Raw genomic sequence first — 21,038 nt, forward strand, 5'->3', positions numbered from 1 at the left:
GACGGCGACCTTTTTGTCGCCGTCGAAAGTGTTTCTCTGTCGAACTGTAATTCTTATGAAAACCAGATCCCCGGGTTGGCCGGCTCTGCCGGAGACTGCATTGCGGAAGCCCGGCGGCTCGGAGGATTGGGGCGGAAGATGCGTCGACAGGATGCTCCATCCGGTGAAGGCATTTGCTTTCTGCAATTCGTGATTACGTTGTTCCGGAACACGAACCGGCTCCAGTAAAGCAGAAACCAGCCATTTATCCGGGACCAGTACCTATGACCGCAGCCATTCTCGTCAGCAGCAGACTGAGCAAAACCTATCAGATCGGTGGGCGGCAATTGCCTGTTCTCAGCGATATCTCCCTGACCGTTTCACGTGGCGAATTCGTCGTCATCACCGGCAACAGCGGCAGTGGCAAGACAACGCTGCTCAGCGTGCTATCTGGTCTGGACCGCCCGAGCAGCGGTACGATCCGTCTGGCCGATCGGGATATTACCGAGTTGAGTGAGGATGAACTGGCCCCGCTGCGCAATGAATTGATCGGTTTTGTCTTCCAAGCCTTTCATCTGATTCCGTCGCTTAACGCTCTGGAGAATGTGATGTTCCCGGCGGAGCTGAAAAAGGACCCGGCAGCCGGTGACAAGGCGACCCGGCTGCTGGAGCGGGTCGGTTTGTCGATGCGGCGGCAGCACATGGTGTCGGAACTGTCTGGCGGAGAGAAACAGCGGGTGGCGATCTGCCGGGCGCTGATCAATGACCCGCCGCTCGTGTTTGCCGATGAGCCGACCGGCAACCTGGACTCGACAAACAGCCGGGAGATCATGAGCCTGCTGCTCGAGTTGCAACGCGAGCGCGATGCCACGCTGGTCTTGGCCACCCATAGCCGGGAGATCGCCCGGCAGGCCGACCGGGAGGTGCGACTGGCTGACGGCCGTCTGGTCTCGGGCGAGGCGTCATGATCCAGGTACGCTTCGTTTTGCGGGAACTGCGCTACGGCGGGGCACAGGCGCTGACTTTCATCCTCTGTGTGGCGCTGTCGATTGCCACGCTGACGGCATTAAACAGCTTTCGCTCCGACGTCCACCGTTCGCTGCTCAATGATGCCCAGAAGCTGCATGGCGGGGATGTGATCATCCACTCCCACTATCCGATCAGCGAACCGCTCGAACAGGCAGTTCGCGACATCCAAAGTCGGGCCGGAGCGGATCTGGCAAGGGTATACGGGTTCAATTCGGTGGTTCGGCCGGAGGTTGCCGACGGTTCATTATTCGTCAATATCATGGCCGTGGCGCCGGGCTATCCGCTCTACGGCTCGGTTGACCTGGCCTCCGGCCGACCGTTTGGCGAAGTCCTGCAGGCCGGCGCTGTCGTTGTTGCGCCGGAAGTGCTGTCACGTCTTTCACTGCGCATCGGCGATCGCCTGCGCATCGGCACTGCCGTTTTGACCATCGTCGACACCATCGATTACGATCCGTCCCGGCCGGTATCGATCTTTTCTCTTGGTCCGCGTATCTTCACCTCGACCGGCGATCTTGAGCAGATGGGGTTGCTCGGCGTCGGCAGTCGATCGCACTACGAGATCCTGCTCCGGCTGCCGGAACCGGAACAGGCCCGGAAGATAGCCGAAACACTGAGCCGGGTGGCCACAGCCGGGCAGGAGCGGGTCGAAACGGCGACAACCGCCCGTTCCCAGGTTAAGCGATTTTTCGATAACATGCTGTTTTTTCTTTCATTTATTAGCATATTCACGCTGCTTCTCAGCGGTATCGGCATGCAGAGTTCTCTGTCGGCACTGCTGCGCCAGAAGCAGTATACCATTGCCATCGGCAAAACGGTCGGGGCGACGTACCGTTTCCTGCTCCTGCATTACCTTGCTCTGACCATGCTGCTCGGCCTGATCGGCGCTATCGCCGGCGTGCTTGCCGGCCTAATCATCAAATCGACATTTCCGCTGCTCTTCGGGGAGATCATCCCGGCGGAGCTGATGCTTGGCGTAACGATCGGCGATCTCGTCGAAGGGATGCTGATCGGCCTGCTTGTGGTGGTCCTCTTTTCCAGTCTGCCGCTCTATCGCATCGCCGCCATCAGGCCGGTGGCGCTGCTCCGTCTTGATTTGACCGGAAATGTCGGCAAGCCGGCAACCTATCTGCTGGCGGCGCTGGTGGTGGTCTTCCTCGCCCTGCTGGTGGTCCGGCAACTGGAAGATGTCCAGACCGGGCTGGTCTTCATGCTCGGCTGCCTGGGGTTTATTGCCATTATTTTTCTGCTGACCAGCCTCGTACTGCGACTGCTGCGAGCGCTACCTGTCGGCAATCTGGCGATGCGCCAAGCGTTCAGGAGTTTGTTTCGCCCGGGCAATGCCACCCGGTCGATCATCGTCACCCTGGCCTCGGCGCTGTCGGTATTGTTGACCATCTTTCTGCTTGAGTTCAACCTGGTTGCCTCCTTTATCACCTCCTATCCCAAAGATGCCCCTAATCTGTTCAGTCTCGATATTCAGCGCGGTCAACAGGAAGCTTTTTTTGCCGCCGTCGGGAAAGAAGCGGAGTTGTTTCCGGTGGTGCGCGGCCGTCTGCTGTCGATCAACGGAGAGGCGATCGACTATGAGCGGGAAAATCAGCGAAGAAGCGACAGTCTGGCCCGGGAATTCAACCTGACGTATCGCGACACGCTGCTTGACGACGAGATTATCGTTCGCGGTGAGCGCCTCTTTGAGGCTTCGCGGCCGGCGTCGGACGTGGTTGAAGTTTCGGTGCTCGATACCATTGCCGAAATCGGCGATATCGATCTGGGCGACCGGCTGGTCTTTTCCATTCAAGGGCTGCCGATGACCGCTGAAGTTACCAGCATCAGAAGCCGGACCAAATCGAAGCTTTACCCGTTTTTCTATTTCGTTTTTGCCGAAGAGGTGCTCGCCGCAGCGCCGCACACATTTTTTGCCGCACTGCATCTGGAGAGAGATGCGATCGACGAGACCATTACCCGTATCGTTACCGCGCTGCCCAATGTCAGCACCCTCAACGTCGCCGATACCGTCGTCCGGCTTGGCGAACTGATCGATCGACTGGCCAGGGTCATCACCTTTTTCTCACTGTTTTCCATCGTTGCCGGCTGTTTGATCCTGATCGGTTCGGTATTGGCAACCAGGTTGGAGCGGATCAGGGATTGCGCCTACTATAAAATTGTCGGTGGCACGACTCGTTTCGTGTTGTCGATCACCGTTTATGAGAACCTGCTGCTCGGCATGACCAGTTCGATCCTGGCAGCGGCCGTGGCCATTGTTTCCTCCTGGTTGATCTGCAGCGCCTGGTTCAATATCGCCTTTCGTCTGCACGGTGGCGCGTTGGTGATCATGGCCCTGACGACCTGCGCCGCGGTTGTGGGCATCGGGCTGATCAGTTCATTGAGCATTGTTCGGCAGAAACCGGTCACCTTTCTCTATCGGCAAAATGGTTAATCGCCAGTGGAGCTGCCCGTTATGCGATCGATGCTGAAGATGCCGGGGATCCTCATTGTCATGTTACTCGTTGTTTCAGGATTACTGGGGGGCTGTGAGCGCGAGCAGCGCGATCAACGGCGTGAGCCGGCCATCGCTTCCGAGCCGGTGTACGATGGAGTCATCATTGCCATGGGCGATAGTCTGACAGCCGGTCTCGGCGTGGCCCCGGAGAAGAGCTATCCCGCCCTGCTGGAGAGCAGTTTACAGGCGGCGGGGCTGAACTATCGGGTCATCAACGCCGGCGTCAGCGGGGAGACGAGCAGCGGGGCGCGTTCCCGAATCGATTGGATCATCAACAGCCGGCCAGACCTGGTAATCGTTGAAACCGGCGCCAATGACGGCTTTCGCGGTATTTCAACACAACTGCTGTACGACAACCTGGCTGCGATCATCGAGTCCCTCCTGGCCAATGATATCGGCGTGCTGCTCGTCGGCATGCAGATGGTAAGCAACCTCGGCGACGATTACCGGTCTGCCTTCAACGCGGTCTATCCGCGCCTGGCAGAGCACTACCCGGTGACCTTCATGCCGTTCTTCCTGGAGGGCGTGGCCATGGACCGAGGCCTCAACCAGCAGGACACCATTCATCCCAATGAAGAGGGCTATCGGGTCATCGTCGAGAACCTGCTGCCCTACGTGCACCAGGCTCTCAATCTCGAGCGACAGCGCGACAGGCCGCTTTAGATAATCCCCATGACAGGGAGTCACAACGAACTATGAAAATCTGCGTCGTGGTCGGAAGGACTGGTTGGCCCTCCCTCCGGCTGCTGCGCTGCGGCCTGAACGGCTGATTCTCAATCAACGGTGGGACAGGTTTTAACCTGTCCTCCGCTCACCACCAGCGGACGTCCTGTCCGCCACCCTACGGGCCTGATTCTCCGCCCAGCCGGGCCTCCGCGATGCAGCCTCCGAGAGAACCAACCAGCCCGGGGATTTCAGCCTGTGGAACTGATTTTCATAGAAAGCTGTTTGCGTTTTCGTTACCGACACCACACCCGGAAGCGTTTGGCCGGAGAGATCATTAAACTCCTTGAGATTGACAGGGCCGATTTGTTTCGCTACTGTTGAAGAAGAGGAGTTTTTACCTGTTTTGTAGCGCCTTTCCAAAAAGTCATCAGAAAAGAAGAAAGAGGGGACGGGCAACGCCGTGTGGGCACCATCGGGCATGGTTGTCTCTTTCTCTCGACGACAAAGGGGGCACCTATGGCGGACAGGCCTGTTTCCAGGATGTTTCAGCGGGCGTTTGTCTTTCGTGTCGGCCGGCTTCTCCTGCTGGTGATCGTGCTGGCGGCCGTTGTTTATGGTCTGGTGGCCGCGGTGTACGCTACCAGGACGATCTTCAAGGTGAAGATGAACCATGCCGTCGTACTGGAGAAACTGGGCGGTATTCGCCAACCGGTCACCGAGGTTGGCTGGCACGTCAGGCTGCCGTTGTTTACCCGTATCGAGCAGGAGGTGACCCTGATGAACCAGAGCATGTACCTGGGCGGCACGGCCGAGCCGATGCGGATCATATCAAGTGAAAATGTTGCCCTGTGGACGTCGGCCCTGCTCACCTATCGGATTCGTGACTTGAAGACCTGGGCGATCGAAAACCAATCTCCGCTGACGCTGTTGCAGGGCGATTACGACGGCATAGTCAAAGACTTGATGCAGGCGGAATCGGTCGATCGATTGATCAGCAGCAGGCCGCAAGTCAAGGAACGCATCTTCCTGGCTCTCAAATCACAGCCGATCAACGAGGGTGGGCCGACCCTGGAGCAGAAGTACGGCATTGAAATCGTCAGCTTCGTTCTCCGGGAAACGCATTTCGGTGACAACCTGGTGGAGGCGTCGGAAGAGAAAAAAAGACGTGAACTGATTGCCGAAGCGGAGAATTATGCCGCCGATCAGGAAGCGAGCCGAATCAGAAAACTGTATGCCGCCTACCTGGAAAGTATCCGTTCGTTGCAGCAGGAGATCGGCCGGTCGGACGGGGCCACCGACGCGGTCATCCTGCAGTTTCTCAGCCAGCAAAAGTGGGCCTCGGCCTATGAAAAAAACCAGACTGGTCAAAACACCGTGGTCATTCAAAACACCGATGCGGGGGCGATAACCCTGCCGTTGCCGGCAGCCGCACCGAAGGACGAACGGTGAACCGGTCATGCCGAGACGGTTAACCAAGCAGGTCCGCCTGATCCGGCTACCGGAAAAGCGTATCGTCGAGATTGACGACCTGGTCGCTTCATGGCCTCACGAGACCAAAGAATTCATGCGGGCCCGTCTCAAGCAGTATCGCCCGCCGCCGCCGTTTTTCCGGCTGCTGAGTCGCTGTCTCGGCTGGTTTTTGCTAACCGCGAAAAAACGCGACCTGCGCATCCTGAAAGACCCCAACATCCTCACCGATTGGCAGAAACGTTTCGAGGTCTCCGGCCAGACGGTGCCGCGCAAGGCCTGGAATCATATCCTGGAGAAGGAGCTGAGTCCCAAGGACCACGCTTACATGCTCGCCCGTCTCGAGAGGGAACTCTCCGACGTTCATCTGCCCCAGGAGCTGCGGCGTCTCTTTGAAAAGATCTATCGAGCCCATCTGCGCAAGGAATACACCAGTGACCCGGAGGTGCCGCAGGCCCCGATCATTCTGCTGGTCGGGCCGAGTGGCAGCGGCAAGACGGCAACGGCGACCAGGGCGATCGAACAGGTATTTTTTTCCGATGAGGCCCAGCCGGAAGTCGACCTGCGGCAGAAACGAGCCAGTGTGATGTCGTCGGTGCCGTTTTGGAAACGACTCGAAGACGTATCCCCAGATCTTGCTCAGGCCATCGAGCGGCGCCGGCGGTTGCGCCGTTACAAGTTTTTTTCCCGGATTCCCCTGGTCAATCTGCTGTTCCGGCGACAGATCGGCAAGAACCTCAGTGACCTGGAGGAACAGAGCCTGATCGTCGATTATGCGCGCATCACCCCGAACGATTTCCAGACCGCCCTGTCCGGGGAACCCGGCAACTATCTGCGGCGAGCCTTCGGCAATCCGAAATTCACCTGTATCAGGCATCTCGAGGAGGCGCACTCCGCTTTTGCCCGCAAGGAAAGCAGTGGCGTCAGCGGCGGTGTCGAGCGGCAACAGGGGACACTGGTCGACAGCTCCAACATCATTATCGATGAAATCATCAGCGGCGGTCGCGACTGTATCCTGATCGCCACATCGGACCAGCCGGAAGTCTTTGATTCGGCTATCTATCGGCGTTTTGTCGAGAAAGGGACGATCATTGATGTTTCCGAATACTGGCGCAGCAAGGTTAACTTGCAGGAAATCGTTCGCATCGAGCTGATGCGCAACAATATCCGGATTGCTGCCGGCGACCGTTCTCACGATTTTCCCGGCATCCAGTGGATCAGCGAAGAGGACTTGAAAAACGCCGTCGGCAAATTCTACCACATCTTCAAGGAGCGGTCCCTGCAGATTACACCTGCTTATACGCGCAAGCTGGTCGGCTATATCGTGTCGATCAAGGGCTCTTTTCAGGCCGATTATCTCGACGATTCTTTGCTGGTGCGCCATGCCTTCGAACTGGTGGCGAAAAACTCGTTCGGCGATCTGTTCAAGAAGGTCGTCAACCGCATCGACCGTTCGGCCCATTGGGACGACTATGCCGGCGAGGTGAAGCATACCTTTTCCGAGATGGCCAATAATTGCCTGCTTTATCAGATCAGAGAGGAAAAGGGCGTCGTGCTCAATGGCCCGCCGGGCAGCGGCAAAACCTTCCTGGTCCGTACCTGGCTCAGTGACAACGAAACCATTCACGATGTCTCAGCCAATCCGAGCATCCTCCACAACCCGGCTAGTCCGGTTGACGGTGCCGTAGAGAATCTGACGAAAATCTATGACATCGCCAAGATGATCGCTCCGGCCGTGGTCTTTTTCGACGAGGGCGACGCCCTTGCCCCACGGCGCAGCAGTATCGGCGGTGCACCGGCCGATCGGCTGACCAATACGTTTCTCAATATCATCGACGGCGAACAGCCCCTGTCGCGCGTGTTTACGGTGCTTACCACCAATCGACTGGATCTACTCGATCCGGCGTTGATTCGCTCGAAACGACTCAAGGTCCTCGAGGTGACCGGGCAGCTGGCCAGCGGTGATATCAACGAGATCATCGAGATGACGCTGGAGAGTGCCCCGCGGGAGGAAGGACTCACCGCGACCAAGGTTATCGAAGCGGCCAAAGGTCTGTGCAGTACCCCGGCCGATTTCGCGGCTTTTGTCGCCAAGGCGCTGTCTCTGCGCAGCACGGAATTGATGGTGCTCAAGACATTTAAAACCATCAGCTCACTGTCCGCCGCGGAGCAGGAGCGTTTTCTCAAGTTCAACATGAAAACCTTGAGCGGTATTCTCGAGGCGCTTGGGAATCCCGGTGGGCTGCAGCGACTTCTCAAAGAACGGCCCAAACAGTTTTTGGCTCGGGCCGAGGAGATCAATGCCCTGTTTGCCTCGATTGTCTCCGAGCAAGATTATCCGCTGTGCAGTTCCCACCTGCATCTGGCGCGGCGGGAGATGTCGCAGAGTCCGATCAAGAAAGGCAAGATCGAACTTGACGACTATCTCGAAGCGGAATTGAGCCGGGAGCCGCAGAAAGGGTTCATCGTCGGGGTCGGCGCCAACGAGACCGATGGCGTATTGTTGCCGATCGCCACCAGCCTCACCTATAGCCTGACCGCCGAGAAGGTCTTGGTTACCGGCGCTGTTTCCGGATCGGGGGATAGTTCGGCCCAGATGGAGATGGCGGTGCAGATGACCCAGCAGTCGGCCCAGGAGGCGCTGACCCTGGTGAAGAACTACTTCCAGGCCCTGCTTCCGGAAATCAGCACGGCCCGCCTGCTCGGCAGTTTTCTCGGCAATATGACCATCCACCATCAATTGCTGTCCGCATCCTATAACGTCGGCGGGCCGTCGGCCGGTTACGCGCTGGCCCTCAATACCCTGTCGGCCCTGCTGCACATTCCGATCTACCATGATTTCGGGATTACCGGAGCGCCGTGGACCAAAGGGGTCACCAAGGATGAAATCGGCGGTTCGGTCATTATCGGCGGGCACAAGAAAAAGACCGAGAAGGTGCTGCAATATCTGCGTCGTATGTATATGCCGCAGCAGAACTACAAGAGTCTCGAGCAGGATTTCCTAATAAATTATTGGAGTCAGGACAAAGATGTCCTCGGGGTGACCAATTTCGGCGATCTGGTGCCCGAGACGATCTGGCTCGGAGAGCAGTACGAAAAGACCCTGCTTGAGCTGATTGCCCTGCGTATCTCCTATAAACTCAGAAAATATGGGAACAGCGAGATCGACGAGAAGGCCGGAGAGGATATCATCAGGCTTAAATCGGTACTGCGTCAGCAGGCCGAACACGAGATCGTCTGGAAACTGCAAGCGATCAAAAACTACATGAGCAACCCGGAGCGTGACCCGCTGATATCACTGGAGTCGATTTTTCGTCAGGAAGAACGAGTGGTGGTCAAGATGAGGCGGACGATGTTCGACTTTTTGGAACCGATCAACGAGCGCTGGACGAAGTGGCGCTCCAACCGGTCATAGCCGGTACGGGGCTTCAGTAAGGTCCACACCGCGGGAAGCGCCGAATGCAAGGGAGAAAGGCGCTTCCCGCAGTGTGTATGGCAGCTCAATCTCAACAATCGGCGGGACAGGTTCTAACCTGTCCTCCGCAAACTAAAAAAGCGGGCCAGGTTTTAACCTGTCCTTCCGCACCGCCCCTCTGGTGCCGGCGGGTCATCACCAATTGATGATCTGGCCAATCTCCTTCACTCGATTTGTCACCGGCAAGCTTGGTTTCCCGTGGTGGGCTTCGACACTGTGTCGCACAGCCGGTAGGATACCTATTGTCTTCGTCTGATGCTCGTTGATTGGCGGCCCGGCGGTGACCAGGCGAGAGGTCAGCGGAGCGGTCATGGCGGCGCTGGACAGCAGGGCAGTGGCCGCGCAGAGTTGCTCAAACGCCGCTTGAGCCGTGCGTTTGCCGGAGATGTGCGGCCGAGTGACACGGTGCTCTGCAAGGCCGCTTAAATGGGGGCGTACCATGGACGTCTCCTTCCGTTGCAACGCTGGTGCACGCACTGGGCGTGGCATTAATAAAGCCTTGTTTACTATAGCTTTTGCGTCGGCCGGAAAGAATCGGCAAAGAGCCTTTTGTTTTGTAGGGAGGGCGGTGACGGCAGTGTAGGCGGTCGGGATAGCCGGCCGTAAGGTGATGCCTTACAGAAAACGGCAGCGACCGAGGGCTTGTCTGTTCGGGTGGATGGCCTGTGGTGCACTCATTATTCAGATTTTCCGAAATGTTCATTTTCGTTCCACAGCACGGCGCGCCGGGTCAGCTCTGTCGCTGTCTTGATGCAGAGTTTCTGTTTGATGCGATCCCGATACGTGCCGATGGTCTTGATCCCGAGTTTCATCCGTTCGGCAATTTCCCGCGTTGAGAGTCCGGAGCCGATCAACCGGAAAACTTCCAATTCCCGGTCGGTCAGGATTTCGATGGTCGGGGCGCCCTGGGCATGGGGATTGATCTGGAATTTGTCGAGGAGCAGGGCCATCATCGCGTGACTGACATGGATTTTGCCTTCGATTATATTGCGAATCGCCAGGACTACCGATTCGGACGCCTCCTTTTTCATGACATAGCCGCGAGCACCGGCGCGAATGGCCCGTTCGGCCCAGACCGATTCGTCGTGCAGCGACAGGACGAGGATTGGCATGCCGTGGTATTCAGCAGTGATTTCCTTGACCAGGTCCAGGCCGTTTTCCTCGGCCAGCGATATGTCGATGATCGCCAGGTCCGGGTGTTGTTCCCGGAGCGCTTGACGGGCGCTGGCAAAATCTTCGGCGACGGCACAGACCAGGAGATCCTCTTCCTGGTTCAGCAATTCCTTCATGCCCATCTGAAAAATGGGATGATCATCGACAATCAGTATTCTGGTCATCAGTGCGCGATCTCTTTGGCTACGGAAACGATTGTTCCCATCCGGGCGGATTGAAACGTCAACGTCGCGCCAATTGCCTTGGCGCGATATTCCATGGTGTGCAGCCCCATGCCCTTTCTTGTCGATAATGTATCAAAACCGGTGCCGTTGTCGATGATTTTAATCGACAGCAGGTTAGCCTCGGTGTGCATGGTTATGCCGATATTGTCAGGCCGGCCGTGTTTGGCCGCGTTGAAGGCGGCCTCGCGGATGATGTAGTAGATGTGCGTGGCGGTGGTATTATCGCTGTATTCGGTGGTGCAATTGAAAGAGAGTTCACAACTGATGGAAAACAGGGTCTCGATTTCCACGGCCAGCTCCTCGATCGCCGCCTCGAGTCCGTTTTCAATGATATGCACGGGATACAGGCCGCGCGCCAGACGCCGTGTTTTTTCGGTGGCATCGACGATCAACTGCCGGATCGACTCGAGTTGATCGTCCCGGATCGACTTCTCTTTTTCCAAAGTGCGTTTCAGCGCCTTGACGAGCAGCTCCACGCCGCTGAGATGTGAGCCGAGATCGTCGTGGAGCAAACGGCCGATGTTGCTTCGTTCCGCCTCCCGAACGGCGATGACTCGTCGCTCAAGCCGGGCCATTTTCTTTTCCGACCGGGTTTTCAGGATATGCAGCCACATTCCTTCGAGTACCATGGTCATCTGTCTGATATCGGCGTTGTCATAGGAGTCCTGGTTGTTGCATACGCCGGCGACAAGTACGATTACGCCGCTGTTGTAGATAGGTACGTCGAGATGGCGCCGGACCTCACCCTGGTATGGATAGAGAACCTCCCGCCCGGTTTTGCTGCAGTCGTTGCAAATCACGGCGGTCTTGCGATGCACCGCAGCACCAGGCAGGCCGGCCTTTTCGACACTGCTGGAGAGATGGCGCTTATTGCCGTAATATACTTTGGTGCCGTCCGCCCAACGATGTGAAATGATCGTGATATGTCGTTGAGGCCTGTTGACCAGAGCCAGATAGCCTTGTTCGGAGCGGGTCACCTGGACGATGCGCTGCAAGGTGAACTCATACTTGTCTTTCAGCGAGAAGCTTTCCATCATACCAAGTCGCAGCAAGGTGTCGAGCCGCAATTCATCGCGATGGAGCAGCCGTTCCTTCTGGATGCGGTCATCGACCATACGGTTGGCGAGAACGGAGAGGTCCTCGAATTCGCTGAAAGCCAAGTCATCTTTTTCGATCTTGACTTTGGCATCCGCAGCCCGGCGGAAAAAGTCGGTGAACAGACTGAATCCCTGTTTGATCTTGATCGTATAGTAAAACGCCACCAGTAGCAGCAGAGCGACGGCGACAGTGAAAAGGACCAGGAAGGTCGAAACATTCTTGAAGGCGATGCGGCGATAGGTCAACGTGGCATTGGTGATCAGTTCCTCCATTTCGTTCATGTGCATGCTGGTAGCGATGGTCCAGCCCCATTCCTGGAACGGACCGACGAAACAGAGTTTTTGTGGAATAGACTGGCTGTCGGGGGCGCCGTCGTGAAAGATGACGTAACGCTGATCAGGCGGTGACTGGCTGGCCTGCCAGATCATCTCGCCGTATTGCTCACCGGCGGCATTGGTCAGGCTGCGAATGGAACGGCCGACGAATTGCTGGTTCTGGTGGGAAATGATCGTGCCATCGAAGCGAAAAACGAAGACCTCACCGCCCTGCCCGAATTTCATCTGGCCGATCCTGGCCAACACATTGGCCTGGTTGAGATTTTCCATGTCGTTGCTGTAGATACCGGCACCGATGAACCAGTTGAGTGGCTGGAAATGTTTAACGAAACAGATCTTGGAGTAGACCTGGTTGCCGAAAGAAGGCTTGATCAGGTTGTAGCGATAGATGCCAGCCTCTTTTTGCGTGACGATTTCGATAATGTCGTTGATTACCGCCGACGGCTGGCGATCGAGCGCCTGCAGGCTTTGTTTTCCTTCATAGAACGGTTCATCGGCAAACAGGTCGATGATACCGGTATCGGTCTGTCCGGCGAAATAGTACCCGCGTTCGTCATACCAGCGCACGGGTCGCAGGATTTCGGCGATCATCGACCGGATTTCGGCGTCGCTCTGTTCGTCCTTGTACATCGAGTAGAGGTGTGAGGCGATGGTGTAGGCGGATTGTACCCGGTTGCGGATATCCTCTTCGACGGTAATATTGGCCTGGTTCCGGGTAAAATCGATGAAATCGACCACGGTATCATACTCTTCCTTGACCCGGTCGCGGTATTGCTGTTCGTATGTGGTGCGGATGTTGTCGATACTCTCCTGCAGGGCCTGATATTCGTTGATGGCCCAGAAGATACCGATGAAGATGGCCAAGGCGACGACGACCACAAGCGAGGCGTAAAAGGGTGCCGCCGATAGTGACACCTTGTGTGACTTCAGCCGTTGCAGAGCGTGTTTTATGGCCGACCGCGCCATTACAGGCCCTCACCCGAACAGATTGGCATCAGTCCGCTCATGGCTGTGCCGGTATTTCCAGCTTGATGATGTTGGGGAAAATGGTGGTCAAGAAGATCGAATCCATGCCCTGATGATCGCCGGGACCGAACTGCAGAAGAATACCGCCGAGATCGAAACCGCCCACCTCCTGCATCGTGGTGATGAATTTTTCCCTGGTCAACTCTCCCGGGACTGCGGTGGCGATCTGGGCAAAGAGCTTGCCGGCAATATAGCCTTCGAGGCTGATAAAGCTGATCGGCGCGTCGTGCTGGTAGATCATCATCGATTCACGGTATTCCCCGATTAGGGCAATGTCGTTGTTCAGCGGGTGAGGCACGACCTGCGAAACGATAACGTTCTGGCCGTAGGCGCCGAGGGCCTTTTTCAGGCTCTCGGTCCCGACGAAGGAGATATTGCAGAAGGGGACATCCTTTTTCAGTTTGATCTTGCTCAGTTTTATGAATTCGGCACAGGCCGGATAGGCGCCGACCATGACCACGGCTTGCGGATCGGCCTGATAGATTTCGCGGATGCCACCCATGACCGCCAGGGTGTTGCGTTCATAGGATCCTTTGGCAACCAGCTGCATGCCGCGTCGGGCCAGTGCCAGTTCGATGCCTTCCAGGCCGGTCAGTCCGTAGCTGTCGTTCTGATAGAAACAGGCGATGCGCTGCAGGTGGTGATGATCGATTAGGTAGGCGGCAAGGGTTTCCATTTCCTGGTAATAACTGGCCCGAACATTGATGATGTAGCGCCGGAACGGCTTCCGCAGCAATTCGGCGCCGGTGAACGGCGCAAAAAACGGGATCCGGTATTCTTCAACGATCGGGATGACGGCTTTCGAGGTTGGCGTCCCCACCTCGCCGATGAGCAGGAACACATGGTCTTCGGTGATCAGCCGGAGCGTGTTGCGCACGGCCTTGTCCGGTTCGTAGCCGTCGTCGAGACTGATTAGATGGATGTCGCGTCCATTGATCCCACCCCGTTCATTGATATAGGCAAACGCGGCGAGCAGTCCGGCACGCATTTCCAGACCGTGGTTCTGGGTCGGTCCGCTCAATGCGCAGGATTGCCCGAGAACGATGGAAGAAAGCTGGTTTGCCGCAACGATGGGAACGGAGCGAGCCAAGGCGGCGGTCAGAATGAGCAGAGCGATAAGCAGACGTAACATGGTACCGGGTTGGCGATGTTCGGAACGCAGTTTATGCACAGATCCAGTTGTTTCTCGGTTGCCGGCGCAGGGCCGGTAGCGGATGGTGGGACCCGTGTCGGCTGCCGCGGTTGACGATGCTTGTTCATTGTGCACGAAACTGTTAAAAAAAGCTAAAAAAAAGCGTTTTTCCGCGGCGGAGCGTCGATAGGCGGTCGGCCATAGTCCAAGATGGTGTGTGTCGATGAACCTCCTGCCCGATACCATGTTGTCGATTTACTGCCTGAAGGGCCTGATCTCCGATCGGCAGACGTTTCCGCAGGGATTTCTTGGCAATTGGCAGGAGGACGATCACTCGTTCCTGTTTTTCCGGGAACCGCAGCCTGATTTTGTCGCCGACCTGGTTCATGAAGATGCCGCGCTGACGCTGGTCGACTACTATTGTATGAGCTACCGACAGTGGCAGGGCACCACTGTCGAGCCACTCAGGATCGGCCGCTTTCTCGTTACCCCCCCATGGCTCAAGGCCGTGGCCGGGCCGGATGAATATCGGCTGGTCCTTGATCCCGGCCTCGTCTTCGGCAACGGCACCCACCCGACTACCTGTGCCTGTCTGGCGGCTATGGAGATCGCCTGCCGGGCTGGGTCTGTCCACCGTCTGATCGATCTCGGCACCGGTAGCGGACTGCTCGCCCTGGCTGGCGTGAAGCTTGGTTGCCGGCAGGTGGTGGCGGTCGATGTCAACCTGCTGGCCGCGCGAACCACCCACCGTAATGTCATACTCAACGACGCGCAAGACCGGGTCATTGTTGTCAATGGTCGGGCCGAGGTGTGGTGCGGTGTTGCGGCCGACCTGCTGGTGGCCAATATCGGTTATCCGGTCCTGCGTGATATCATCACCGGCGACGAATTTCTGGAACAGAAATGGTTTGTGCTCTCGGGACTGCAGACCCGGGAAGCGGAGCAGATCCGAGCGCTGCTCGAGAAGTTGCCGGTGGTCGTTCTCAGACATTGGCACACCGGCCGCCTGTGGCATACTTTGCTCGGCTGCGTCAGGTAATATCGAACGGGCGGAACCGGTATTTTGCGAAACTTTGGAAGATGCGTTACTTTTTTTAGACAACCAGCCCTGCCGAGCGCGACGATGATTGTCCCGACGTTCAACGGAGGTGTCAGCCATGATCGGCGACAATAGAGAAGTACTGAACCACCGGGAGCCTTCCTGGTCGCTGGCCACCGATCTCTACCAACTGACGATGGCCCAGGGTTATTGGGCGTCGGCTATGGCCGAGCGGGACAGTATTTTTCACATGTTCTACCGGACGCCGCCTTTTGGTGGACGGTATGTAGTGGCTGCCGGTATCGAAGTGTTTGCCGACTGGTTGTCCCGTCATCGGTTCAGCGAACAGGATTGCGCATACCTGGCTACCGTGACCGGTGCGAACGAGCGGCCGTTGTTCACCGATGAGTTCTTACGCTACCTGGCTGGATGGACGTTTCGCGGTTCGATTGAAGCGGTGGCCGAAGGAACGTTGGTTTTTCCGCACGAGCCGATGGTTCGCGTGCGGGCTCCGCTGTTTGACGCACAGCTGATCGAAACGACCCTGCTGGCCATCGTTAATTACCAGAGCCTGGTGGCAACCAAGGCTTCACGGATCCGTCTGGCTGCAGGCCGGGACGAGGTTCTCGAGTTCGGCCTGCGGCGGGCCCATGGCCTCAACGGCGGTCTGTCGGCCAGTCGGGCGGCTTATATCGGTGGTATTGACGCTACCTCGAACGTACTTGCCGGCCAGCAGTACGGAATTCCGGTGCGCGGCACCCACGCCCACAGCTGGATCATGGCTTTTGCCGATGAACTGACGGCATTTCATGCCTATTGCCAGGTCTTTCCGCACAACTCGGTACTGCTCGTTGACACTTACGATAGCCTCGACGGTGTTCGCCACGCCATTGATGCGGGCCGGAGGTTGCGAGAGCGGGGCGAGGATCTGCTCGGCATCAGGCTCGATTCGGGCGATCTTGTCTATCTGGCTGGACAGGCTCGAAAACTCCTCGATGACGCGGGGTTTCAGAAGACCAGGATCGTTGCCTCCGGCGATCTTGATGAACAACTGATCGTCAGCCTGAAGGGTCAAGGTGCGCCGATCGATATTTGGGGCGTTGGTACCAAGCTGGCAACGGCCTTCGACGAGCCGGCGCTGGGAGGTGTCTACAAACTGGCAGCGGTAACCGACAAAGACGGAATCCTCGGAGAGAGGATGAAACTATCAGATCAGGCGAGCAAAGCATCGATCCCCGGTTGCCTGGATGTTGTCCGTCTGCACGATGGCAGCCGTTGCGTCGGGGACATTATTTTTGATAGCGCAAGCGAAGAGGAGCCGGGACGGGATGGAACCGCTCAGACTATTATTTCACCGGTCGATCCGCGGCAGCACTGGACCGTACCGACCGCCGATGTGTCCCGAACACAGCTGCTTCAACCACTCTTTGTTGACGGTAGGCGGGTCGCTAAGGAGTCGCTGCTATCGGATCTGCGGCAGCGAACACTGAACGGCCTGACCGACTTCGATCGGACCATTTTGCGTTTCGATAATCCGCACACATACGCCGCCGGGTTGTCGGCACGGCTCCATGCGCGGAGAGAGCGCATGCGCGAAAACGAGCTTGCCAAAATCCACAGGCACAAAACCAATGGATACGACGGCAGGCGACAATCAGGGGAGAGACAACGATGAAACGAGCACTGCTGGTTACCGATATTCAGAACGACTTTTTGCCGGGCGGTGCGTTGGCGGTGGGGCAGGGAGACGAGATCATTCCCTTCGTGCGGAACATGATGCAGCGAACCGGGGACTATCAGCTGATCGTCGCCGTCCAGGACTGGCATCCTTCGGACCACGGTTCATTTGCCTCGAACCATCCCGATGCGGTTCCCTTCCAGACGGGAGAGCTGGCCGGTCTGCCGCAGGTGCTCTGGCCCGATCATTGCGTGCAAGGCAGCCCGGGGGCCCGCCTTCAGGAACAGATTCGGGAGACGCTGACCGACATCACCAGGGCCGGTGCTTTCTCGTTGATCATTCAGAAAGGGCAGGATCCGCAGGTTGATTCCTACTCCGCTTTTTTTGACAACGCCCGACGTCATGACACCGGGCTGGACCGGGCCCTGAAGAGCTACGGGATAACCGATGTCGATATTGTCGGCCTGGCCTTTGACTATTGCGTCCGGTCCACCGCTCTCGATGCCGCATCACTGGGTTACCGGACCCGGGTCTTGATGAACGGCACCAGGGCCATCGATGCGGCGACCTGCGACCAGGTGGTCGGCGAGCTCGAAGCGGCCGGCGTCCGCTGTGTTACCGAGAAGCCGCCGACCTCGATCTGACCGGCTGCCAGGCGCTGGCCGGTCGGCACACGACCGGCAGCAGCCGGCCATCTGTCAGCCGACCGCCGGTGCGTGTTAGGGTATTGTCCTACAGCGACTCAGTTCATTTCCTACATGGTCTCAAGCCTTTTTCCTTCCGGAAAATAGGCGGGGGCCCGATTCTCTTCTCTTCTTGCCGTCCGTATAATCAGGCATTCTTACTATTCTTCTCACGCTGAGCAGGTTTTTCGACCGGTTTCACCGTCCGGGCCGTCGCTACGCAGCGATTGGATTGCCCGAAACTTCGATTAGGTGGTATCCCGGCCGCAATCGTTTCCCAAACGCCTGTCGGTAATTGAGAGGGGTCAGCAATGCCTACCGAAGCAGGACCATTGAGAAAAGCGATTTGGTGCCGAATCTCTCGGAGAGGCATCATAGCACAGGTTGATCATTGGGGAATTTTTGCAACCCCGGAACAATAAACCCCGGAAATAAATCCTTATAACGAGGAGGAGGCTTCAATGGGAGTGTCAAGACGGGATTTTCTGAAACTGTCAGGCGGTACCGTTCTGATCGGAACGCTCGGCGTGAACCTCGATCCTGCGAAAGTGTATGCGCAGGAATTGCGGATCAAGAACGCCAAGCAGAGTACGACGATATGTCCGTACTGTTCCGTCGGATGCGGCATTATCGTCTACACCGAAAACGGCAAGGTCATCCAGACCGAGGGTGATCCGGATCATCCGATCAGCGAGGGAACGTTGTGCGCAAAGGGGTCGTCGCTGGTGCAGATGGCCAACAACGATACCCGCCTCGGGAAACCGATGTACCGTGAACCGGGCGGCACGGCCTGGAAAGAGGTGGAATGGGACTGGGCCCTCGACCGCATTGCTCGGCTGGTCAAGGACAGCCGGGACAAGAGCTTCAAGACCGTTGAAAAAGGTTTCGTTGTCAACCGCACGGAAGGCATCGCCCATATCGGCAGTGCTGCGATGGACAACGAAGAATGCTACCTGATGCAAAAACTTGTCCGGTCCTGGGGCCTGGTGTGGGTCGAACACCAGGCGCGTATCTGACACTCCGCAACTGTTGCGGCTCTGGCAGAGTCGTTCGGACGCGGTGCAATGACGAATCACTGGATTGACCTGAAAAACGCCGATGTCATTTTGGCCATGGGCGGTAACCCGGCGTCAAACCATCCGGTTTCGATGAAGTGGATCATGCGTGCCAAGGCAAAAGGCGCCAAATTGATCAGCGTCGATCCCCGTTTTACCCAGACCTCCGCAAAAGCGGACCTCTACGCCCCACTCCGTTCCGGAACGGATATCGCCTTTCTCGGCGGTATGATCAACTATATCCTGGAAAATAATCTCTATTTTCGGGAATACGTGGTCAACTACACCAACGCGGCGTTTCTGGTGAACCAGGATTTCCGGGGGCCGGCCGATCTGGACGGGCTCTATTCGGGCTATAACGAGGCGCAGCGTAAGTATGACAAGACAACCTGGTCTTTTCAGCGCGACGAGAACGGCGTTGCCCTGAAAGATCCCACCCTGGAAGATCCGAACTGCGTTTTCCAGCTGCTGAAAAAACAGTATGCCCGGTATACTCCGGAAACGGTGTCGAATATCACCGGCACGCCGCTGGATAAATTGCAGGCGGTCTACGAACTCTACGGCTCGACCGGCAAGCCGGACCGGGTCGGGACCGAATGTTATGCCATGGGCTGGACCCAGCATACCGTCGGTACCCAGAATATCCGGGCCATGGCCATCATCCAGCTGCTGCTCGGCAATATGGGGATGCCCGGTGGTGGTGTCAATGCGTTGCGTGGTGAATCCAATGTCCAGGGGTCAACGGATCACGGCATTCTCTTCCATATTCTGCCAGGCTATAACCCGGTACCGAACGCGTCGCTCGTTGACCTGGCTACCTATATCGAGAAAACTACCCCAAAAGCCACTGAACCGGGCAGCGTTAACTGGTGGTCCAATCGCAACAAGTATATCACCAGTTATCTCAAGGCAATTTATGGAGATGCGGCAACCGCGATGAATGATTTCGGGTATGGATGGATGCCAAAACTGGATGTTGGCCAGAATTGCTCCTGGCTCAATCTTTTTGACAACATGCTTGCCGGTAAATTCGAAGGGTTCTTCGCCTGGGGGCAGAATCCCGCTTGTTCGGGCGCCAATTCAAACAAGACACGGACCGCCCTGTCAAAACTGAAGTGGATGGTCAACGTCAATCTCTATGACAACGAGACCGGCTCTTTCTGGCGCGGTCCCGGCATGAACCCGGCTGATGTCCAGACCGAGGTATTTATGCTGCCCTGTGCGTCTTCAGTGGAGAAAGAGGGTAGTATCTCAAATTCCGGGCGCTGGGCTCAGTGGCGCTATAAGGCCGTCGAGCCGGTCGGACAGTCATTGCCCGACGCCGATATCATCAATGAGCTTTATTTCAGGGTCAAACAGCTCTACCAGAAGGAAGGCGGCGCCTATCCCGATCCGGTGGTCAATCTGTTCTGGGACTACGGCGAGCGCGATTCGGCGGGTAAGGTCAAACATGTCGATATTCATGCCGTCGCCAAGCACATTAACGGCTACTATACTCAGGACGTGTATGACACGAGTGTTGAGCCGCCGAAGCTGATCGGCAAGAAAGGCGACCTGGTGAAGAGCTTCGGTCTGCTCAGGGCCGATGGGTCCACCTCGAGCGGCAACTGGCTCTACTGCAACTCGTATATCCAGGTGGACGGCAAACCCGTCAATATGATGGCCCGACGCGGCAAGACGGATGCGACAGGCCTGGGGCTCTATCCCGAATGGTCCTGGTCGTGGCCGGTCAACCGGCGGGTTATTTACAACCGGGCTTCTGTCGATCTGCAGGGTCAGCCGTGGGATCCGAAGCGGCCGCTATTGGCCTGGGATGCGACCGGCAAGAAGTGGGTCGGTGATGTCGTCGACGGCGGGCCGCCGCCGATGGGTCAGTCGGGCAAACTGCCCTTCATTATGAAGCCGGACGGAGTCGCCTCGATCTTTGGCCCCGGTCTGGCCGAAGGACCGTTTCCCGAGCATTACGAAGCGCTGGAGTGCCCGCTCGAGGAAAACTCGATGTCGAGTCAGCGGATCAATCCGACCATCAAAATTTTCGGCGGCGATTCCGATGCGTTCTACTCCTGCGATCTGCGCTACCCGTTTGTCGCCAGTACCTACCGGGTGACCGAACACTGGCAGACCGGCGTTATGACCAGGCATTGCTCCTGGCTGCTGGAGATGCAGCCGCAGAATTTCTGCGAAATAAGTATCGAACTTGCCAAAGAACTGGGGATTAATAATGGCGACACCGTTGTCGTCACCTCGGGGCGTGGTGAAGTGCAGGCGATCGCCATGGTCTCCGAGCGGTTCCAGCCGTTCAAGATCGCTAATTCGACGGTCCACCAGGTCGGCCTGACCTGGCATTTCGGCTGGCAGTTTCCGGAGGACGGCAGCGGTTTCGACTCAGCGAACCTGCTGACGCCGAACGTCGGTGATGCGAACACAATGATACCCGAGTCGAAGGCCTTCATGGTCAACGTCCGGAAGGCATAGGGGG

14 protein-coding genes are annotated in these 21,038 nt (G+C 57.2%); 9 read left to right on the forward strand and 5 right to left on the reverse strand.

The features are described 5' to 3' along the window. Window positions 1–263 precede the first annotated feature (263 nt). From BUC26_RS10990 to BUC26_RS11000, 3 genes are read left to right on the forward strand one after another with little or no spacing between them, the layout of a single operon-like run. Window positions 264–947 carry an ABC transporter ATP-binding protein gene (locus BUC26_RS10990; protein WP_073375975.1) on the forward strand — a complete coding sequence of 228 codons (684 nt, stop codon included), beginning with the start codon at window positions 264–266 and terminating at the stop codon, window positions 945–947. Next, entirely contained in the window at window positions 944–3,445 is a 2,502-nt protein-coding gene (locus BUC26_RS10995) for an ABC transporter permease (protein WP_073375977.1), read from the forward strand. The genes BUC26_RS10990 and BUC26_RS10995 overlap by 4 nt, the downstream gene beginning before the upstream one ends. A gap of 21 nt (window positions 3,446–3,466) precedes the next feature. Further along, entirely contained in the window at window positions 3,467–4,171 is a 705-nt protein-coding gene (locus BUC26_RS11000; protein WP_208609771.1) for an arylesterase, read from the forward strand. A gap of 132 nt (window positions 4,172–4,303) precedes the next feature. On the opposite strand, the gene BUC26_RS11005 is transcribed toward BUC26_RS11000, so the two are convergent. After that, complete coding sequence (locus BUC26_RS11005; RefSeq protein WP_073375978.1) at window positions 4,304–4,654, reverse strand: hypothetical protein; 351 nt, start codon at window positions 4,652–4,654, stop codon at window positions 4,304–4,306. Between the two features lie 36 nt (window positions 4,655–4,690). Between BUC26_RS11005 and BUC26_RS11010 the strand changes: the two genes are divergently transcribed. After that, window positions 4,691–5,623: an SPFH domain-containing protein gene (locus BUC26_RS11010; protein WP_073375979.1), complete on the forward strand. Its 933-nt coding sequence runs from the start codon at window positions 4,691–4,693 to the stop codon at window positions 5,621–5,623. 7 nt (window positions 5,624–5,630) lie between these two features. Next, window positions 5,631–9,056, forward strand: a complete 3,426-nt coding sequence (locus BUC26_RS11015; RefSeq protein WP_073375981.1) for an AAA family ATPase — start codon at window positions 5,631–5,633, stop codon at window positions 9,054–9,056. A gap of 195 nt (window positions 9,057–9,251) precedes the next feature. Here the strand turns inward: BUC26_RS11015 and BUC26_RS11020 are convergent, their stop codons facing one another. The 4 genes from BUC26_RS11020 to BUC26_RS11035 all read right to left on the reverse strand — a co-directional run bounded on the left by BUC26_RS11020 (window position 9,252) and on the right by BUC26_RS11035 (window position 14,104). Next, the gene (locus tag BUC26_RS11020) at window positions 9,252–9,557 is read right to left on the reverse strand and encodes a hypothetical protein (RefSeq protein WP_073375982.1); all 306 of its coding nucleotides are present in this window, start codon (window positions 9,555–9,557) and stop codon (window positions 9,252–9,254) included. 236 nt (window positions 9,558–9,793) lie between these two features. Continuing rightward, window positions 9,794–10,453: a response regulator transcription factor gene (locus BUC26_RS11025; protein WP_073375984.1), complete on the reverse strand. Its 660-nt coding sequence runs from the start codon at window positions 10,451–10,453 to the stop codon at window positions 9,794–9,796. Then, window positions 10,453–12,912: a cache domain-containing protein gene (locus BUC26_RS11030; protein WP_073375985.1), complete on the reverse strand. Its 2,460-nt coding sequence runs from the start codon at window positions 12,910–12,912 to the stop codon at window positions 10,453–10,455. Before BUC26_RS11030 ends, BUC26_RS11025 begins: the two co-directional genes overlap by 1 nt. A 37-nt stretch (window positions 12,913–12,949) precedes the next feature. Then, a complete protein-coding gene (locus BUC26_RS11035) occupies window positions 12,950–14,104 on the reverse strand; it encodes an ABC transporter substrate-binding protein (RefSeq protein ID WP_073376128.1) in 1,155 nt (384 codons plus the stop codon). Window positions 14,105–14,327: 223 nt separating this feature from the next. Here BUC26_RS11035 and BUC26_RS11040 point away from each other — a divergent pair, with 223 nt between their 5' ends. From BUC26_RS11040 to fdnG, 4 genes are all read left to right on the forward strand, one after another. Continuing rightward, on the forward strand, window positions 14,328–15,143 hold the full coding sequence (locus tag BUC26_RS11040) for a 50S ribosomal protein L11 methyltransferase (protein ID WP_073375987.1): 816 nt from the start codon (window positions 14,328–14,330) through the stop codon (window positions 15,141–15,143). A gap of 118 nt (window positions 15,144–15,261) precedes the next feature. Next, window positions 15,262–16,818 (forward strand): nicotinate phosphoribosyltransferase, encoded by a 1,557-nt coding sequence (locus BUC26_RS11045; RefSeq protein WP_073375988.1) that lies wholly within the window; start codon window positions 15,262–15,264, stop codon window positions 16,816–16,818. Then, window positions 16,815–17,465, forward strand: a complete 651-nt coding sequence (gene pncA, locus BUC26_RS11050; protein WP_073375990.1) for a bifunctional nicotinamidase/pyrazinamidase — start codon at window positions 16,815–16,817, stop codon at window positions 17,463–17,465. The genes BUC26_RS11045 and pncA overlap by 4 nt, the downstream gene beginning before the upstream one ends. 500 nt (window positions 17,466–17,965) lie before the next feature. After that, window positions 17,966–21,034, forward strand: coding sequence for a formate dehydrogenase-N subunit alpha (gene fdnG / locus BUC26_RS11060; RefSeq protein ID WP_084540602.1), 3,069 nt, complete (start codon window positions 17,966–17,968; stop codon window positions 21,032–21,034). Window positions 21,035–21,038: the final 4 nt, after the last annotated feature.

Origin of the sequence: Desulfofustis glycolicus DSM 9705 (assembly GCF_900130015.1) — a bacterium.
Taxonomy (GTDB): Bacteria; Desulfobacterota; Desulfobulbia; order Desulfobulbales; family Desulfocapsaceae; genus Desulfofustis; species Desulfofustis glycolicus.

Bases quoted from the DNA above. Each gene is read 5' to 3' on its own strand.
- BUC26_RS10990 (WP_073375975.1), top strand. From the start codon at position 264: ATGACCGCAGCCATTCTCGTCAGCAGCAGACTGAGCAAAACCTATCAG.
- BUC26_RS10995 (WP_073375977.1), top strand. From the start codon at position 944: ATGATCCAGGTACGCTTCGTTTTGCGGGAACTGCGCTACGGCGGGGCA.
- BUC26_RS11000 (WP_208609771.1), top strand. From the start codon at position 3,467: ATGCGATCGATGCTGAAGATGCCGGGGATCCTCATTGTCATGTTACTC.
- BUC26_RS11005 (WP_073375978.1), bottom strand. From the start codon at position 4,654: ATGCCCGATGGTGCCCACACGGCGTTGCCCGTCCCCTCTTTCTTCTTT.
- BUC26_RS11010 (WP_073375979.1), top strand. From the start codon at position 4,691: ATGGCGGACAGGCCTGTTTCCAGGATGTTTCAGCGGGCGTTTGTCTTT.
- BUC26_RS11015 (WP_073375981.1), top strand. From the start codon at position 5,631: ATGCCGAGACGGTTAACCAAGCAGGTCCGCCTGATCCGGCTACCGGAA.
- BUC26_RS11020 (WP_073375982.1), bottom strand. From the start codon at position 9,557: ATGGTACGCCCCCATTTAAGCGGCCTTGCAGAGCACCGTGTCACTCGG.
- BUC26_RS11025 (WP_073375984.1), bottom strand. From the start codon at position 10,453: ATGACCAGAATACTGATTGTCGATGATCATCCCATTTTTCAGATGGGC.
- BUC26_RS11030 (WP_073375985.1), bottom strand. From the start codon at position 12,912: ATGGCGCGGTCGGCCATAAAACACGCTCTGCAACGGCTGAAGTCACAC.
- BUC26_RS11035 (WP_073376128.1), bottom strand. From the start codon at position 14,104: ATGTTACGTCTGCTTATCGCTCTGCTCATTCTGACCGCCGCCTTGGCT.
- BUC26_RS11040 (WP_073375987.1), top strand. From the start codon at position 14,328: ATGAACCTCCTGCCCGATACCATGTTGTCGATTTACTGCCTGAAGGGC.
- BUC26_RS11045 (WP_073375988.1), top strand. From the start codon at position 15,262: ATGATCGGCGACAATAGAGAAGTACTGAACCACCGGGAGCCTTCCTGG.
- pncA (WP_073375990.1), top strand. From the start codon at position 16,815: ATGAAACGAGCACTGCTGGTTACCGATATTCAGAACGACTTTTTGCCG.